This window comes from Sorangium sp. So ce321 (assembly GCF_051530195.1).
Classification (GTDB): Bacteria; Myxococcota_A; Polyangia; order Polyangiales; family Polyangiaceae; genus Sorangium.
The window spans coordinates 3532923-3550630 of the sequence record NZ_CP150329.1 but is presented as its reverse complement, the minus strand read 5'-3'; the positions used below and the strand labels follow the sequence as shown (position 1 = coordinate 3550630).

Below are 17708 nucleotides of genomic sequence, written 5' to 3'. Positions count from 1 at the left end.
ATGCAACGCACCGCTCCTTCGGGCGGAGATTCGGCGGCGACGAGGCTGTCGAGTTGCAGGTGATTGCCGAGTCGCTGGGCGGAGAGAAGATGGAGAGGGAGAGATTCACAGGGAGGCGGGGAGGCGGGGAGGCGGGGAGGCGAGAGCCGGGATCAGTCGTTCGCCGGCGTGTTGAAGTTGACGAGCAGTCCGACGTCCAGGTCCGTCAGCTTCAGGTACATGAGCACCTGAGCTTCATGGACTGGCATCACGTGCCCAGTTGCGCAGAACTGACGTCCCCGGCCCCCGCCCTACAAGACGAGCGACATGGAGGCAGCCGTCCCCGCGCGAGCTCGAACGATGGTCCCCATCTCTCGCCTCCCCTTGTCTGTGCTCTCTCTCTCGCCTCCCCGCCTCCCCGCCTCCCTGTGTACTCTCTCTTTTTCTGTCTCCCGCCCAACAGGCCGCTGCTGCCGGCGGCGCTGCGCGCCGCGGCAGACCGGCAGGAAGCTGGGCAGACGGGCTTGCGCCTGGCGCCGGCCCGGACCCAAGCCGCTTGCCGCGCAGGTCGCCCAGCCATACGCATGCTCACGGGAACGCTGCACAGCACCGTTACGCACAAGGCCCATCGGGCCGGGCTTGGGAGCTTGCCCCGAGTCGTCATCCAGCCGCCGGCCAGCGCGCGGCAGACCAGCCCGGCCAGCGCGCCTGACCCCGCCGGTCAGGCGCCGGCGATGAAGCTGTCCTGGTAGCCCGGGTCCTCCACCGCGAGCGCGGCCGGCGTGGCCGTGAGCGGGCGGGTGGTGTCGAGCATGACCGCGAGCTCGCTCGTCTCGCGGGCCCCGAGGCTCGCCTCGTACGCGCCCGGGTGCGGCCCGTGCGGGACGCCGGCCGGGTGGTGCGAGACGCTGCCGGGGCCGACGCCGCGGCGCGAGGTGAAGTTGCCGCGGCAGTAGAAGAGGAACTCGTCGCAGTCGACGGACGAGTGGGGGTACGGGCACGGGATCGCCTCGGGGTGGAAGTCGACCGGGCGCGGCACGAAGCTGCAGAGGAGCGCGCCCCGCGCCGCGAACGTCCCGTGCCAGTCCGGCGGCAGGTGCACGAGCCCGACGCGCGGCTGGAAGCTCAGGATCGGGAACACGAACGGGTACACCGCGCCGTCCCAGCCGACGACGTCGAGCGGCGAGCGCTCGCAGGCGAAGCCGTGGAAGGCGCCGCCGCGCTTCACCACCAGCGCGCGGATGCCCTCGTCGAGGGGGCCGACGAGCGTGGGCCGCCGGAAGTCGCGGTGGGAGTACGGCGCGTCCATCCGCAGCTGGCCGACCTCGTTGCGCCACTGGCGCGGGAGGTGGAGGTCCGCGGCCTCGATCGAGAGCCACCGCTGGGGCGCGGGGTCGGGGATGAACCGGTAGAAGAGCCCCTTCGGGACGACGATGTAGTCGTCCTGCTCGAAGCGGAGATCGCCGAGCATCGTGCGCAGGACGCCGCCGCCCTGAAAGACGAAGAACAGCTCGTCGGCGTCCGCGTTCGCGAAGTACACCGGGTCGGCGGCGTCCGGCTGGGCGACGCCGATCACCACGTCGTCGTTGAAGAGCAGCGGCACGCGGCAGTCGACGGCGGGCCCCCCGCGCGGCGGCAGGTCCTGCGACCGGTAGTGCCGCTTCGCGAGCGGGCGCGGCGGCGCGGCGACCGGCAGCGCGAAGCCGTGCTCGGCCCGCGCGACCCGGTGCTCGTGCGGCCGGCGCTCGTGGTAGGCGATCGTGTACGGGCCGTCGAAGCCCTGCCGCGTCAGGCACTCCTCGTAGCGGAGCTCCCCCGCCTCGCTCCGGAGGGCGATGTGGTGCTTGCGCGGGACGGCCCCGACGACGACGCGATCGAGCATCAGCCGTGCCCCTCGGCCTTCTGCTGCCGCTCGATGCTCTCGAACAGCGCCCGGAAGTTGCCGGCGCCGAAGCCGCGGTCCCCCTTGCGCTGGATGAGCTCGAAGAAGAACGGCCCGGCGTCGGGGTCGCGGTGCGTGCCCGAAGACTCCTTGAGGAAGATCTGGAGCAGGTACGACCGCGCGCCGTCGCCGTCGACGAGCACCTCGAGGTCCCGCAGCGTCGCCACGTCCTCGTCGAGCTCGCCGATACCGAGCTGGCGCACGCGCTCCGGCAGCATGTCGTAATAGGCGCCCGGGGTCGGCATGAACTCCACGCCGCGCGCGCGCATGCCGCGCACGGCGGCGAGGATGTCGTCCACGGCGAGCGCCACGTGCTGCACCCCGTCGCCGCGGTGCTCCTCGTTGAAGACGTTGATCTGAGAGCTCTTGAAGTGCGGCCGGTAAGGCTCGTTGTTGGCGAACTTCACGCCCGAGCCCGGGTCCCACATCACGGCCGAGCGCAGCCCCGAGCCGTGGCCGGCGTCCTTCGTGACGTCGTTCGTGTGAAACTCGATCTTCCAGAACGGCTCCAGCCCGAGCACGTGCTCCATCCAGAGCAGGGCCGGCGCCATCGTCTGGAAGTTCGAGGTGATGTGATCGAACCGGGCGATCCCGAACCGGTTGTGGCCGCCGCGCGGCGCGTAATGGGCCACGCAGCCGGGGAACAGCGCGGGGTAGTCGCGCCGCTCCACGAAGCGGAAGGTGGTGTCCCCGAACGGCGTCGTGATCGAGAACGAGGCGAACGTCCCGCCCCCGTCCGTCACCCGGTGGATCTCGTCGATCGGCGTGCCCCCGCGGCCTTCGAGCAGCCGGAAGGCGCGGTCGATGTCCTCGACCTCGAAGACGATTGTGCCCACCCCGTCGGGGTGCTTGCGCAGGTAGCGCCACGCCCGCCCGCCCTCGCCCGTCGGCTGCGAGCAGACGATGGCGCACTCGCCGGCCTGGAAGACGACCGACCGCTGCGCCGCCGCCGCGTTGAGCTCGGGCGAGCTCGCGGCGAGCTCATGGAAGTCGAGCTTCTCCGTGTAGAACCTGCGGCTCCGCTCGAGGTCGCGCACGTAGTAGTGCAGCGCCTCTACCCTCTTGATGCCGATCGACTCCACCTTGGTCATTCCGTTCCTCCGTCGCGAGGGGTCCACCAGGCTCGAGATCCGCGCGGGGCGCTCATCCGGCCACCACCCGCTGCGCGATGCGCCCGAACAGGCTCTCGCCCGAGCGACTCAGCATCTCGATCATGATCGTGTCTCCCGGTCTCATGAAGGGCGTCCTCGTCGTGCCGTGCTCGAGGGTCTCGAGCATGCGCTTCTCGGCCAGGCACGACACGCCGCGCGCCGGATCCCGGTTCGAGACGGTGCCGCTGCCGAGGAGGGTCCCGGCCGTGAAGCTGCGGGTCCTGGCGATGTGCTCGATGAGGTCGAAGAACGAGAAATGCATCTCCGGGCCCGCCTCGGGATCGCCGATGAGCGCGCCGTTGTAGGTGGAGCGGAGCCGCAGGTGGACGCGCCCGTCGCGGAGCGCGTCGCCGAGCTCGTCCGGGGTGATCGCGAACGGGGAGAACGCCGTGGCCGGCTTCGAGCAGAAGAACCCGAAGCCCTTCGCGAGCTCGGCGGGCACGAGGTTGCGCAGCGTGACGTCGTTGGCCAGCAGGAACAGGCGGATGTGCCGGTGGGCCTCGTCGCGGCGCGCGCCCTGCGGGGTGTCGCCGAGGACGGCGCAGACCTCGGCCTCGAAATCGAGGCCCCAGGCCTCGTCGCGCAGGACGATGTCATCGGTCGGCCCGAGGAGGACGCCGGAGCCGCCCTGGTACACCAGCGGATCGGTCGTGAGCGTCTCGGGGGGCGCGGCGCCGCGCGCCTTGCGCACCAGCTCGATGTGATGGATGTACGCCGACCCGTCGACCCACTCGTACGCGCGGGGCAGCGGCGCGGCGAGCTCTTCCACGGCGAGCGGGGCCACGGCCGCGCCGCCGCGCTCGATGTCGTCGGCGATGCGGCGCAGCGCCGGCTCGGCGCGATCCCAGTCGTCGAGCGCGGCCTGGAGCGTGGGGAACGCCGCCCCGGCGGGCGCGTAGGCGAGGCCGTCCCGGCGGACGACGATGAGCGTGCCGTCGCGGCCGGGGCCGCGGAGAGAGGCGAGCTTCATGCGGGTGTGAGCTCCTTGTGGTGCCCCGGTAGTCTCTTCGTCTCCGCTGGCCGACCAGGAGACCCGTCGCGCCTGCCCGGGCTAATTCGCCCTTGCGGGCCGCGCATCAGAGAGGCGGTTGAACGGATCCGCAGGACCACCGGATTGGATGTTGTCTCGACGCTCCACGATCTCGTCCAGCGCGCCATGGAGGTGCCTGCAACGACGTCGTACCCGATCCCTCTGGCTCGCGGCATGGGCAGACTGGCCTATGCCGCGATGCGAGCCTCACGCCGGAGGGGCGCTCCGCGGGGCTCGAGCTCGGGGCAGGAGGGAGGGCGCCTCGATGCCGGGGCCGTTTTAGATAAGTGCTCGGACGGGAATGATACGATGCCGCGAGGGAGCTATCCCGGATCTCCCTTGGGCGCCAACGATGGCCGCCGGCCAGTGCGACCCGCTCGTTGTCGTCCTCCGCTCTCCGTCTCTCGTCTCTCGTCTCTCGTCTCTCGTCTCTCGTCTCTCGTCTTCGTGCGCGTGCGCGTGCGCGTGCGCGTGCGCGCTCCATTCTCTTCTCCCGTCATTGAGGGACGTGTAGCGGCACGGCCGAGTAAGGGAACGCGCACGCGCACGCGCACGCGCACGCGGAGGCCAGACGGAAGACGGAAGACGGAAGACGGAAGACGGGGGACGACGGGGGACGGAAGACGGAAGACGGGGGACGGTAGCGGATCGTGGACGGGCAGCTCCCATCGCTCCGGGGATCACTTCTGCAGCTGGACCCCCAGAAACAGGGCATTCCCCTTCGCCCCTGAAAGATCGCTTCGTTGATAGCCGAGCGCCACACGCGCAGCGTGCCCTTCGATGATGTAGCCCATCTGCGCATCGATGAGCAGATAGGGATCCGCCCCCTTCGGCTTCGCTTGTTGCAGTCGGACCAGGGGCTGCAGCTTCCCGACGCCGATGTTGCTCGGCGTGAGGTAGCTCGCGAGCACGAAATAGGAGTAATCAAACCTCTCGAAATCGCCGAAGTACTTGTAGACGGCGCCTTCGAGCGTGACCGTTCCCGCCGTGCCGAGGTTCTTTTCGAACAGGAGATCGGCGTTGACCTCGCCATAGGTATCCTTGCGCGGGATGCCTGGCGGCGCGTCCGTCGCAGGGGGAGGCAACGATTCGACGGAGCCTTCCCTCTGCACTTCACCGGCCACGCCGAGCGCGAGGATGCTCTTCTCTCCGAGGTACGTGGATCTCTGGTAATAGGCCGGCTCGGGGTCGAGCAAGCTGATGTTGAGCCTCGCCGTGTAGAGCGGGCTCACCGAAGAGTCATGCAGGTTGAAAGCACCCACGTAATATTTGAACAGCCCGCCCGCCACCTTGCCCCAGGCGGTCACCCCGTCGTTGCGCCCGAGAGGCCCCTGTCTTGGCCCGATCGGCGGCGCATAGGGCTCGAAGAACCCGGGATAGTTCCACGGCCCCATCGACCACGGCCCGGAAAAGGCGGAGCGATCCGACGGCACGATCATGCGACCGAGCCAGACGTTCAGCAGATCATGAAACCTGAACTTGGCGATGGCGTCACGGAGGGTCGCGCTGCCCGCGATATTGCCCCCGGTCGGGGTCGGCCCGAACTGAGCGACCACCGCGCCCTGCACCCCGATGAACCGGTTGATCTCGCCGGAAAACGACAGATCCAGCTCTCCGTCCCCGAGCAGCCGGTCCATCTTCTCGCGCGCGCTGGGGTTCTGTAAGCGACCTCCGACGCGGGCCCAGGCCGCGACGCTGAGCGGATTCTTCCAGGGCTCGTCCTGCGTCGGTGGCGCCGCCGGCGCAGCTGGGCCGGGCCCGGCAGCGCCAGGCAGCGCCGGCGCGCCGGCGCGGGCTTCCGCCGCGGGCGCCAACGCCGCGCTCGCGTCTGCAGCAGGGCTCACGGGCCCGGTCGCGGGAGCCGCGCTCGGCGGGTCTTCGCCCGTGGGCGCCGGCAGCGCTTCGGGCTGCGCTTGTGCCCATGCCGGGCGATCGAAGGCGATGATGCCGAGGACGACGGCCAGGAACCCTGCGCCAGCATCGCCCCGGCGTCTCGACGCTCTCGTCTGTGTGCTCATGCGTTCCATTCTTGTGAGGCCAGCGTCAGGCCATCCGAGGTCTTGAAGGTCTCAGCCACGATCACGCCCCCTAGCCGATCTCGTACACCGTGAGCCGCACCCGGTCGGCCAGCCGCTCGCCCACGGACAGGGCCAGCATGGCGTTCAGCCGCAGCAGCCCTGGCGCCGAGGTTCGCATGCGGATGGCGGTGCGGAAATAGTAGAGCCCGGGGTCCACGGCCTCGCCGCGCCCGAGCGCCGCCAGCACCTCCGGCGGCCCGGCGCGGACGCCTTCGGAGAGGATCTCCACCGTCCCATGGCCGGCGATGTCGAGGAGATAGTGGGCGGAGATGTCCATCCGCCCGTCGGCCCAGATCGTCTGCCAGTCGCCGCCCGGCAGCACCCGGCCCTCGAGGCCGCCGGCCACCGTGCCGCCGACGATGGGGATGAAGCGACGGCCGGGCGAGCTCGGATTGACGGTGACCGGCGGGTCCACCGCCACCTCGAGCGTCATCAAGGGGATGAGGGGCGGGCTCACGCGAGCGGCTCCGCGGCGCGCTTCAGGCCGGTCAACACCTTGTAGCGGGCGGCGATGGCCTCCAGCTCGCCGGGGGCGAACACATCCTCGATCCGGTCGAAGCCGTCGGGCGCGCGCTCCTGGGCGATCTGCATGCACTGCTCCGGACCATTGCCGCGATTGGCCGCGACGATGGCGGCGGTGGCGGGCAGGCGCTCGGCCTCGTAGGCGGCCAGCGCTTCCACCGGATCGGCGTGGGCGGCCAGCGCGCGGACCAGCGCGCGGGCGTCCAGGATGGCCTGGCTCGCCCCGTTCGAGCCGATCGGATACATGGGATGGGCCGCGTCGCCCAGCAGCGTCATGCGCCCATGGCTCCAGCGCGGCAGCGGATCGCGGTCGACCAGCGGGAACTCGTAGATCGCCTCGGCGCGCCGGATCAGGCCGGGCACATCCAGCCAGTCGAAGCGCCAGTCCTCGAACCTGGGCAGGAAGTCCGCAGGATCGCCCCGCCGATTCCAGTCCTCCCGTCGCAGGCTCTCGCCGACGGTGAGCTCGGCGATCCAGTTGATCCTCTGCCGGCCGTCCGGCCCCGGCGGGGAGATGGGATAGGCGACGAACTTCTGATCCTGATGCCCGGCCATGATCATGCTGGCGCCGGTGAGGAAGGGCGCCGCCATCGTCGTCGCCCGCCACAGGATGCGGCCGCCATAGACCGGCGGCCCCTCGTCCGGATAGAGGCCGGCGCGCGCCGCCGAATGGATGCCGTCGGCGCAGATTAGAATGTCGGCGGGGACCTTCCACGTCATGCCCTCGCGGCTGAGGAAGCGCGCCACGATGTGGCCTTCGCCCTCTTCGTGGCCCGCGAGGCGCCGGTCGCAGATCACCCGCTCGGGGCCCAGCCGCTCGACGGCGGCGTCGAACAGCACGCCCTGCAGGGCGCCGCGGTGCAGGGAGATCTGCGGCGCGGCGTGACCCGCGAAGCGGCCGCGCGGCTCGCCCCAGATGCGCTGTCCCAGGCGGTTGAAATAGACGAGCTCCCGGGTCGCCACCCCCTGGGCCAGCAGGACCTCGACAAGGCCCAGCTCGTCCAGCACCTCCGCGGCGTGGGGCAGGAGGTTGATGCCGACCCCGAGCGGCAAGATGGTGGGCGCGGCCTCGAACACCGTCACCTCATGGCCCGAGGCGTGCAGCGCCAGAGCCACGGCCATGCCGCCGATCCCGGCGCCCACGACGATCACTTGCATGATATTCTCCCGCAGACATGCGGCTCGACGCCGCCCCTTGTTGAAGCCGCCGCCATGCCTCAATCACCGGCATGGCGGCCGCGGAGGGTCATCACCGCCGCCGCCACCCCGGCCGACAGCACCACCGGCACCATGGCCATGGCCACGCCGGCGGGGCCCCAGCCCTGGCCCAGCAGGTGGCCCGCCATCAGCGGCCCGCCGATGGAACCCAGCCGGCCGGCGGCGATGGAGGCGCCGACGGCCAGCCCGCGAGCCCGCGCCGGGTAATAGAGCGGGATGACGCCGTAGAGCGAGTATTGCGCGCCCAGCAGGAAGAAGCCGGCCAGTCCGGCCAGCACCAGCACGGGCAGCAGGCTGTCGGCCCCCGCCAGGCCGAACAGCGACAGCGCCAGGGCGGGATAGGCCGCGATGATGGGTAGGCGCGGCCCGAGCCGGTCCACCAGCACGCCGATGACCCAGCAGCCGACGACGCTGCCGGCATTGAAGGCGAACGCGGCGCCGGCCCCCCCTACCCCGCCCAGGCCCTTGGCCGCGACCAGCGAAGGCAGCCAGTTCAGCAGCAGGTACAGCACCAGCAGCGTCAGGCCGAAGGTGATCCAGGACATCAGCGTGACAAGCAGCCGGCCATGACCGAACAGCGCCTCCACGCCGCCCGGCCGCTCTGCGCCGCCGGACGCCGCCGCGCGGCTGTCGGGCATCAGCCGCGCGATGGCCGGCAGCAGCAGCAACGGCAGCACGCCGCCGGCCACGAAGATGCTGCGCCAGCCGAAGCGTTGGAGGAGACCGGCCGCGAACAGCGCTGCCAGCGCGCCGCCGGCCGGCATGCCGCTGAACATCAGGGTGGTCGTGCGGGTCCGCCGGTCGGGCGGGGCGATCTCCAAGGCGACGGCCACCAGGGTGGGCATCGCCGCCCCCAGGCCGGTCCCGGCCAGGAACCGGTAGAGACCCAGCGACAGCGGTCCGCCCGCGACCACGGTGGCCAGCGTGAACAGGCCGAACACGCCGACGGCCATCATCAGCAGCGGCTTGCGGCCCATGCGGTCGGCCATCCAGCCGCCGCCCAGCGCCCCGCAGACCAGCCCCGCCATGCCGGCCCCGAACACGACGCCCGCCTGCCCGGGCGTCAGCCCGAGGTCGGGGATCAGCAGGGGGGCGGCCACGCCGATGGCCTGGATGTCGAACCCTTCCAGCAGGGCGATCAGGAAGCACAGCGACAGCGTGACGACGCCGCTCGACGCGCGAGGGGGCGAACCACCCATGGGGAAATCTCTCGTTTCCGTCCCGTTGTCCGGGATTGTTGCAGCTGGCCGCAGCCTGAACGACGCTGGTTCAAGCGAAGCCCGACTCAGAACTGCGAGAAGAAGCTCCAGATCGACTCACCGGAGTTGTTCGCCGGTGTGTGGCCCCCGCTGAACTCACACCAGACGACGGGATAGCCCGCATCGCAGCCCTCGTAGCTGACGCAGGGGCTCGGCTCGGTCGGTGTGGTCTGCTGATCGCAGTGGTTTCGCTCGAGGAAGACATCGCGCGCGGACCGGCCGTTCTCGAGCGGAACCACGTTGTCGGCGTCGCCGTGGGCGCCCCACATGGCCACAGGGCTGTCGCCGTCTTCGCAGCCGCTGTAGAGCGCGCCGGACATGGGGGCGATGGCGCGGAAGACGTCGCCCATCGCGCAGCCGATCGCGTAGGACATCATGCCGCCGTAGCTGAATCCGGTCGAAAAGATCCTGCTCTGGTCGATGCAGAGCTCGCCGCGGAAGCGGTCGAGCATGGCGCGGAGGAACGTGATGTCGCGGCCGTCCCTGTTCTCCCAGCCCTGGTCGATGCCCTCGGGCGAGACGAAGATCGCCGAGCCGCCGGCGCGGCTCTGGAGGCCGTAATAGCCGCCGCCGAACCCGGTCGCGACCTGCTCGGCCGAGCCGCCGCGGGGATGCCAGGCGAAGATCAGCCGGTAAGCATGGCTCGGGTCATAGTCGTCCGGCAAGGCGAGGATGTACTCGCGCGTCGCGCCCCCGACATCGATGCTGAAACGGCCGCTCGTCGGCGCCGTCGCGCTACCGCAGCCCGCGCTTTGCGTCTCCCCTCCAGCACCGACCGAGCCGGTTCCGGCGGCGCCCGCGCCGCCCGCGCCCCCTTCTCCAGAGGCCGGACGCCCGCCGCTGCCGCCGACCCCCGCCGACGGGCCCCCCGTCGCCGACGGGCTCCCCGTCGCCGACGAGCCCCCCGTGGCACCGGAGCCGCTGGTTCCGGGCCCGGTGAGCCCTCCGGCGCTGCCGCTGCCGGACGATGCCTCGGCCGTCGCATCCCCCTCCCCGGAGCAGGCCAGCGCTGCGAGCGCCGCGAGCGTCGCGAGCGCGACGAGCCCTGGCGTGGTCATGCCGAAATTACGAAGCGTTTCCATTCGTCCTCGCCTCTGTTCGGAGATCGGCGTCGTTCCTCGCATCACCCGATGCAGGTGACCGCAACGACTTCGTAACCCAGGTCCTCCGGTTCGAGGCATAGGCATACTCGCCTATGCCTCGACGCGAGGTCACGCCCACGGCGGCGGCTGGACGGTTCGCGCGAGAGCCAAATTCGCTTGGTGCTGCAATTATTGCCTGTGGAGGCCCACGCGCCATTCCTCCCCATGGGGAGGATCAAGCCTCATGAGGCCCACCGGCCAGACGGGCGTCGCCGAGCGCGTACAGCGCAGGAGCGATGCAATGGCCGAGGGTCGCACGGACAGCGGGCGCGCCGTGGAGGGCTCGTGGAGGGAGCGGCGTCGAAGAAGGCGGGGAGCGCTCCCCGTGCGCTCAGCGCGGGCGGCGCTTCGTACGACCGAGCAGCAATCCCAGCGCCGCGAGGAGGAGCCCCGCCTGGGCGCCAGAGTCGCTCGCGTCGCTGCCCAGCGCGCAGCTGCAGCCGGAGTTCGAGCTCGAGCTCTCTCCTCCCGTCGAGCCGTCAGCTCCCGAGCTGGCGTCCTGTCCGTCCGCCCCCCCGGACCCGGTGCCCATCGCGCCGCCGCTGCCCACGCTGCCGCCGGCGCCACCTTCCACCACCCCGCCCGCGCCTCCGGTCCCGGCCGCGCCGCCCGCACCGCCGGCTCCGGCCGCGCCACCCGCACCGCCGGCCCCGGCCGCGCCACCCGCACCCCCGGTGTCACCACCGGGAACAGCGCCGGGACAGGCCGCCGTCTCGGGATCCTGACCGCCGACCCTGTCGAGCCCGAAATAGGCGGCGACGGCGGGTCCGTCGAACGGCACGGAGTGCCCGACGCCGTCCATCGAAAAGGCCTCGTAGACCGTGTAGCCGCAGGCGCTGTTCCAGAACTGGCGCGTGGTTCCCCTCTCTGGAGTGTCGGTCCCGTCCGGGGTCTCGTTCAAGCCCAGGACGTTCGTCCACTCCTTGACGTCTTCCGCCATGTTCTTGTAGCTGAGGATCGTGTCGGCGGTGCCATGCCAATGCTGCAGGCGCGGGCGATGGCCGGTATAACCGGGGTAGTACGAGCGAACGAGGTCTCCCCACTGCTGCCCGGTCTTCGTGACGTTGCCGCCCCCGCAGGGCCCGCTCCACTGGGCGCTGTTCCCCGTCCCGGTGACGTCGTTGTAGCCCTCGGCCCAGCAGCCGCACGGGACGCCCATCAGCGACACGCCGGCCATGAACACGTCGGGGTACACACCCAGGAGCGCCTCGGTCATGATGCCGCCCGACGACCCGCCGACCGAGTACACGCGGCCCGCGTCGCCGTCGTACTTCGCGAGCGTGTATTTCACCATCTGGACGATGGCCCCCGTGTCGCCGCCACCGTCGTGCTTGAGCGATCTCGTCGAGCCCGCGTCCCAGCAGTTCTGCCCGGTGGCCTCCGGGAAGATCATGATGAAGCCACTGGTGTTCGCTATCGAAACCAGGCTCGACATCTCGCTGAACGTCCCCTGGCCGTTTCCCTGGCAATGATGGGGAGCGACGACGATGGGAGGCCTGGTCGCCAGCTCGTCAGGCACGTAAATGTACATGTTGACGTAGCTGGGGAGGCCGTCCGCCCCCCATTCGCTCTGGTTGACCTTTTGCAGCGATGCCCCGCGCGCAGGCAGCGCAGCGAGCAGCGCGAACGAGAGCGACGCGAACCCGAGGAGGTGACGTTGGAACTGGTTCATCAGGCAGAGATCCTTTGAAAACGCCGACCTGGTACGCGAGCCAGCGCCGCTCTGGCTCGCGGCTAGAACTGGCTCAGAAAGGTCCAGACTTCCTGGGGCATCCACGACGTGTCCTGCCCGGCGTCGTTCGGCGACGGAGTGTGACCGCCGTCGTAATCACACCAGCGGGTGGGGTGCCCCGCGGAGCAGCCCTTGTAGTCCGAGCAGGCGTGGCCGCCTCTGGGAGCCTTGGCCAGCGGCTCCACCGTGCATCCATTCTGCATGGCGAAGAAATCGCTGTTGGAGGTCTGTCCTGCTCCGCCGCTCTCCTGCTGGCCGAGCGAGGACATGAAGGCGACCGGCTGACAGCTCGCGGGCCGGGCGACACCGCCGCCGGAGTGGACCACGGCGGCGCGGTAGACGTTCGGACGCGCGCAGGCCAGCGTCCACGCCATGGCGCCGCCCTGGCTGAAGCCTTCGAGCTCGATGCGCGAGGTGTCGATGCAAAGATCGCCCGTGACCTGCTCGAGGATGTCGTCGACGAAGGTCACGTCGTCGTCGGCTGACCAGAACCCGCCGACAGCGTCGGGCGCGATGAAGATGGTGCTCCCTTCGGAGAGCGACCAGAGCCCGAAGTACGAGGGGGCAACCTGGCCGCTGTTCCCCGTGGCCCCGTGGAAGGAGAGAATGAGCCGGTACGGGTGGCCGTTATCGTAATCGTCGGGGGCGTGCAGGGTGTACTTGCGGCTCTTCCCGCCGCTCATCACGGCGCCAGCGCCGTTCTGGAGCGTGCGCATCTTGCCGCAGCCCGCGGACTTCACCGCGTCACCTCCGTCTCCACCTCCGCTGCCGCCGGCCCCGGCTGTGACGGCGCCGCCCGCGCCGCCCGTTCCACTCGCGCCCGCGCCCCCCGTGCCACCGGCGCCCGCGGTCGCTCCGCCGCTGCCGGCTGCATCGCCGCTGCTCGTGCCGCCGGAGGCCGCGCCGCCGCCGGAGCCACTCGCGGAGGTCTCACCGGCGGCCGATCCGCCGGTGTGCCCGTCGTCGCTACAGCCGAGGCTGAGAGCGGCGCAGAGGCCCAGCCCGCCCCAGATCGGCAGCAGCCAGCGCGAGCGAGGGTGAATACAATCAGAGCTCATAGAGCCAATACCAGACGACATGGGTGCTCTCCTTGGTTGACATTCAACCCACGAGGGTCACGAACCAGGCGCGGACCCGGGCGCGCTGGCCCCCTCGACGCCAGGTCATTCCCAGTTCTTGCGCTGGGGATTCACCCAGGGCGAGGTGCACATCACGCAATCATCGCCGTAGAAATAGTGCTTCCCACCGGCGTCGTTGTAGATCCAGTAACGGAGCCAGGCCACGATCGCTGGCCGCTGGACGCCTCCCACGTCGCGCGTGATGTACCCATGATCCGCGCCCATCACCGTCGCCAGGAACGTCTGGGTCTGGGACATGTCGTAGGTCTTCTGCTGCATCGGCAGCCCGATTGTGTCCTGCGTTCCGCTGGTCTGCAGCATGGGCCCGTGCAGGGCCGCTGTCGCGATGTGGCCGTGGATCGAGACGACGGTGGCCACGGCCTCGTGACCGCCGAGCTCCACGGCGGCAGTGCCGCCGACCGAGTAGCCCATGGAGACGGCATGCTCCACGTCGATCTTGCCCTCGTAGACGCTGCCCACCTTGCTGTTTTGCTCGATGATCCATTCGAGCCCCTCCAGCATGGCCGCGCGGTTGTTCGGGGCGTTGGGGCCGCCCGTGAGGAGATTGGCGCCGACCACCACGAAGCCGTGAGAAGCGAAATTCGACAGGAGATCCGTGTAGCTGGTCACCTGCGTGTTGATCCCGGGCCCAAAAATGATCGGCGCGTGCAAGAAACCGCCCTCGGCCAGGCGTTCAGGCCTGAATACCGTGTGGTTTCCGCTGGGCCCCGAGTTCCGCTCCACTGTCGTCGCGAACGGCCCCTCGGCAGAATAATCCGTGATCGGCGGGAGCGGCGAACCACCGGCCCCGCCCGCTGCGTCGCCGCCGTCACCTGCTCCGCCCGCGCCCGCGCCCGCCCCGCCCATTCCACCGTCGCTGGTGTCGGCACCGCCGCTGCCACTGGCAGCGCCACCCGACCCAGCGGTCACGCTGGTCGACGCCCCGCTGGTGGCTGACACGCTCGAGCTGCCGGCGCCGGCAGCCTGTGCCGCGTCGCCGCCATCTTCGCTGCACGAGAGCAGCGCGACGCTCGTGAGCAAGCAGAAGACATTGAAGCGCCTGACGGCTTTCTTTTCGTTGTACACGAGGCCTCTCTGGTTGCGTCACGTCAGCGCGAAACGCTTGCTTCAGGCCGACGGTGGCGAAATTTGCAGGCAGGTGGTTGCCAGACGTCCCGCCTCGGAGCGCGCCCGATGTCATCCCAGGCCGAGCCGGACGGCTGCTCCTTCCCCTGCGTGCGCCTCGTCTGGAGCCATGGCGCGACCGTCGAGGTGAACGCGCATGAGGACGCAGCGCCCGTTGCGCATGACGGCCTATCCAGAGCAAGGCGCAAGAATATCCGGAGCGCCAAATGTGAGCGCTCACATGGTCGGCGTCAATCAAAAACTGGCGCGCGGCGATCGTCGGCGGGCGCGAGGTCCGCGCCTGGCCGGGGAACGGAGCTGGTGACGCAGCATGACAGCGCCTTCGAGCCTCGTGCGCGCGTCGCCGACCCCCGCCACACCGACGCATTGCGGCGCAGGCCTGCCGCCGCGCCGACGCCGCCGGAGGGGCGAGCAGCATCGCTCCGGCAGCGAGTCGACGGCCTCCCTGGGTCCTTGTCTGTCTGACCCGAGGTCTCCAGGGACGGAGGGAGAGCGCCATCCTGCCATCCCATGAGATCGCGCGCCCGACAGCACCTCGCGGCAGCCGACCTCGTGTGATCCTCCCTCCTGCCCCGAGCTCCAGCCCAGGTTCGTTTGCGCGGCCACGGTCGGCGGGCGCGGGAACGAGCACGGTCGACGTCAGGGGACGTCACGTTCGCAGGATGCCTGACCCACAGATCACCTGCGTGGATGCCCTGCGCGGAGGACGCGGGGCGGAGGAGGCGAGCGGCGCGCGAGGCGGCCCGGTCACCCCTTGACAGGGTACCGTTCGATCACGCCCACTGGTGTGCGCCCGCGCCGTCGTCGCGTCGTCGGGGTGGGTTGCGGAAACGTAAGGCGCATGGTCACTGGTCTTGATCTTCACGCAACCTTGCATCGTATCGTGATGGAGGCCGTGGGCACCGTGCCCTCCGCCCAGCGCGGGAGCCTCCTGGCCCGGGACGGGGAGCAGCTGGTCTACAAGGCCTCTGTCGGACTCGCTGGCGTGCTGGCGAGCCCGCAGGAGGTCGCCGGCGGCGCGGGGCCGGCCACCGTGATCGCGACGCTCGGCGCCGCGGACAGCACCCGGATCATGGCGGCCGCCGACTGGTACAGCGAGCACCTGCCGGGCGTGTCGGCGCTGCACCTCGTGCCCGCGGGCGCGGTCGTCGTCCTCACCCCGGTGCGCGCGCAGGGACAGACGATCGGCGTGCTCGCCGTCGAGCAGCCGGACGGGCAGGCGCCTTCCGGCGAGCGCTGGGCGCGGCTCCGCGCGCTCGCCGCGAGCGCCGGCGCGGCGCTGGAGCGGCGAGAGCTCTACAACGACAAGGTGCAGTCGGCCCAGGAGGTGCGCGTGGTCGAGGCGGTGCTGAACGCGGTGGCCGCGCGCACCAGCACGCATGAGCTCATCGAGATGATCTCGAAAGGGATCAAGAGCGTGCAGCTCAGGCCGCAATGGCGCTCCGTGCACCTCGTCCTGCTGAGCGACGCTCCCCCCGGGGGCGCGCGCGGCGACGCCCCGGCCCGCGAGATCCGCATCTACCGCGTCTCGCGCCAGTTGCCGCTGGCGTTCTGGAACAACGTTCGTGACGGCGCCGTCATCGCGGGGCGCAGCGTCGGCATCCACGTGGACGTCCGCAACGCCCCCGCCTCCAGCGCCGTCGAGCAGCGCGGGATCCTCGAGGAAGGCATCGACCGGGGCGTGCACGGCATCGCCGTGGCGCCGATCACCCCGGAGGTCATCGAGCCGGCGATCCGTCGGGCGGTGGCGGCCGGGATCCCGGTGGTCACGATCGACACGCCGCCCGTCGAGGGCAGCTGCGCTCAAGCCTACGTCGGCACCGACAACGTGGTGGCGGGGCGGCTCGCCGCGGAGATGATGGCCCGGCTGCTCCCGGGCGGAGGCAAGGTCGGCGCGATGACGTTCTGGCTCAGCGCCATCAACAGCCGCGAGCGCATCGAGGCGTTCCGCGCGGCGCTCTCCGGCGCGCCCTTCGACCTGCAGCCGCCGGCCGAGGACCGGTTCGACATCGAGCTCGGGCGGCGGATCGCCCGGGAGGCCGTGCAGACCGGAGAGATCGCCGGCGCCCTCGGCGTCTGCGCCGAGAACGGCCTGTCGTGGGGTACGGCCGCGAGGGCGCTGGGGCGGGCGGGGGAGCTCAAGATCGTCGCCTTCGATCTCCTCACGGACACGCTCGCGATGCTCCGGGAAGGGACCATCCACGCGGCCCTGGTCCAGCGCGAGCACGAGATGGGCTACCGCGCGGTGCGGCTCGTCCACGACATGCTCTCGAAGGGCGTCGAGGCGGCCCTGGCCGGGCTGCCCACGCGCGCCGGCTCCGGGGGAGGGTCCGCGCTGCGCTTCATCGACACAGGCATCGACGTCGTGACCCTCGAGCGCACGCCCTGGTCGCTCCCCCTCTCCGACTACCTGGCCCTGGACGCGAACCGCAAGGCGGCGAAGCGGAGGGAGCAGCTCCCCCACGAGAGCCGCGCGAAGGAGCTCCTCCTCGTCACCGTGGACGCGGGGAGCCACGATCACCGCGAGGAGCGAGCCCCCCTCGACGCGAGATCGATGGTCGGGCGGGTGCTGAGCACTGCCCGGCCGGTGATCGTCGACACGCTCGACACGCACGCGAGCGAGCTCCACGACGCGCCCGATGTCGTCGAGGCGCGCGGGAGGGGGGCGCACACGCTGGTCGGCGTCCCGCTGCTCGCCGGCGGGTCCGCCTTCGGCGCCCTGGTCCTGGAGAGCGGGCGCCGGGCGGCGTGCTCGCTCGACGACCTCACCATGATCGAGCGCGTCGCCGACACGATGGCCGTGGCGCTCGAGAACACGCAGCTCGTCCACCGCATCATCGAGCGGACCCATGAGCTCGAGCACGCGAACCGGCACCAGGAGTCGCTGCTCGACACGATCCGCGAGCTCTCCAGCCCGGTCGTGCCCATCGCGCGGAACATCCTCGTGATGCCGATCGTCGGGACGATGGACGCGCAGCGGTCGGGCCGCTTCATCGAGTCGATGCTGCAGGACATCACCGAGCACCGCGCGCGCGTGGTGCTGGTCGACGTCACGGGGATGGCGTTCGTCGACGCCGCGTCGGTGGAGCACCTCCTGCGCGCGGCGCGGGCCGCGCGGCTGCTCGGCGCCGAGGTCGTGCTCGTCGGCGTCACGCCGGCGGCGGCGCGCCTGATGGTGGAGCAGGGCGTGGACCTCGGGAGCGTCGTCACCCGCTCGACCCTGGAGCTCGGGTTCACTTATGCGCTGTCGAAGACCGGCGGACAGATCGTCTATCGCCGCTCAGCGTAGCTCCAGCCCTTCTGAGCCGACCCTGAGCCGATGCTGAGCCGACCCTGAGCCGATGCTGAGCCGATGCTGAGCCGATGCTGAGCCGATAAAGGACGGCCAGGA

General features: G+C 70.7%; 13 protein-coding genes and 1 pseudogene. 1 reads left to right on the top strand and 13 read right to left on the bottom strand.

Annotated features, from left to right (window positions below):
• Positions 1-152: 152 nt before the first annotated feature.
• The 13 genes and pseudogenes from WME89_RS13805 to WME89_RS13745 all read right to left on the bottom strand — a co-directional run bounded on the left by WME89_RS13805 (position 153) and on the right by WME89_RS13745 (position 14257).
• Positions 153-251 carry a GxxExxY protein gene (locus WME89_RS13805; protein WP_438009643.1) on the bottom strand — a complete coding sequence of 33 codons (99 nt, stop codon included), beginning with the start codon at positions 249-251 and terminating at the stop codon, positions 153-155.
• Between the two features lie 449 nt (positions 252-700).
• Positions 701-1861: a homogentisate 1,2-dioxygenase gene (locus WME89_RS13800; protein WP_438009642.1), complete on the bottom strand. Its 1161-nt coding sequence runs from the start codon at positions 1859-1861 to the stop codon at positions 701-703.
• Positions 1861-3012, bottom strand: coding sequence for a 4-hydroxyphenylpyruvate dioxygenase family protein (locus WME89_RS13795; RefSeq protein WP_438009641.1), 1152 nt, complete (start codon positions 3010-3012; stop codon positions 1861-1863). The genes WME89_RS13800 and WME89_RS13795 overlap by 1 nt, the downstream gene beginning before the upstream one ends.
• A 52-nt stretch (positions 3013-3064) precedes the next feature.
• Positions 3065-4042 carry a fumarylacetoacetate hydrolase family protein gene (locus tag WME89_RS13790; protein ID WP_438009640.1) on the bottom strand — a complete coding sequence of 326 codons (978 nt, stop codon included), beginning with the start codon at positions 4040-4042 and terminating at the stop codon, positions 3065-3067.
• A gap of 623 nt (positions 4043-4665) precedes the next feature.
• A pseudogene (locus tag WME89_RS13785) lies at positions 4666-4758 on the bottom strand (hypothetical protein); the annotation flags it as partial.
• 24 nt (positions 4759-4782) lie between these two features.
• Positions 4783-6120 carry a hypothetical protein gene (locus tag WME89_RS13780; RefSeq protein ID WP_438009639.1) on the bottom strand — a complete coding sequence of 446 codons (1338 nt, stop codon included), beginning with the start codon at positions 6118-6120 and terminating at the stop codon, positions 4783-4785.
• 70 nt (positions 6121-6190) lie between these two features.
• A complete protein-coding gene (locus WME89_RS13775) occupies positions 6191-6637 on the bottom strand; it encodes a DUF3237 domain-containing protein (protein WP_438009638.1) in 447 nt (148 codons plus the stop codon).
• Positions 6634-7860 carry a flavin-dependent oxidoreductase gene (locus tag WME89_RS13770; protein WP_438009637.1) on the bottom strand — a complete coding sequence of 409 codons (1227 nt, stop codon included), beginning with the start codon at positions 7858-7860 and terminating at the stop codon, positions 6634-6636. Before WME89_RS13770 ends, WME89_RS13775 begins: the two co-directional genes overlap by 4 nt.
• Positions 7861-7919: 59 nt before the next feature.
• On the bottom strand, positions 7920-9119 hold the full coding sequence (locus WME89_RS13765) for an MFS transporter (RefSeq protein WP_438009636.1): 1200 nt from the start codon (positions 9117-9119) through the stop codon (positions 7920-7922).
• A gap of 86 nt (positions 9120-9205) precedes the next feature.
• Complete coding sequence (locus tag WME89_RS13760) at positions 9206-10261, bottom strand: alpha/beta hydrolase family esterase (RefSeq protein WP_438009635.1); 1056 nt, start codon at positions 10259-10261, stop codon at positions 9206-9208.
• A 391-nt stretch (positions 10262-10652) separates the two neighbouring features.
• Positions 10653-11993: an extracellular catalytic domain type 1 short-chain-length polyhydroxyalkanoate depolymerase gene (locus WME89_RS13755; protein WP_438009634.1), complete on the bottom strand. Its 1341-nt coding sequence runs from the start codon at positions 11991-11993 to the stop codon at positions 10653-10655.
• Between the two features lie 62 nt (positions 11994-12055).
• Positions 12056-13132, bottom strand: a complete 1077-nt coding sequence (locus WME89_RS13750) for an alpha/beta hydrolase family esterase (RefSeq protein WP_438009633.1) — start codon at positions 13130-13132, stop codon at positions 12056-12058.
• Positions 13133-13216: 84 nt separating this feature from the next.
• On the bottom strand, positions 13217-14257 hold the full coding sequence (locus tag WME89_RS13745) for a poly(ethylene terephthalate) hydrolase family protein (RefSeq protein WP_438009632.1): 1041 nt from the start codon (positions 14255-14257) through the stop codon (positions 13217-13219).
• A 946-nt stretch (positions 14258-15203) separates the two neighbouring features.
• Here WME89_RS13745 and WME89_RS13740 point away from each other — a divergent pair.
• On the top strand, positions 15204-17606 hold the full coding sequence (locus WME89_RS13740; protein WP_438011931.1) for a substrate-binding domain-containing protein: 2403 nt from the start codon (positions 15204-15206) through the stop codon (positions 17604-17606).
• Positions 17607-17708: the final 102 nt, after the last annotated feature.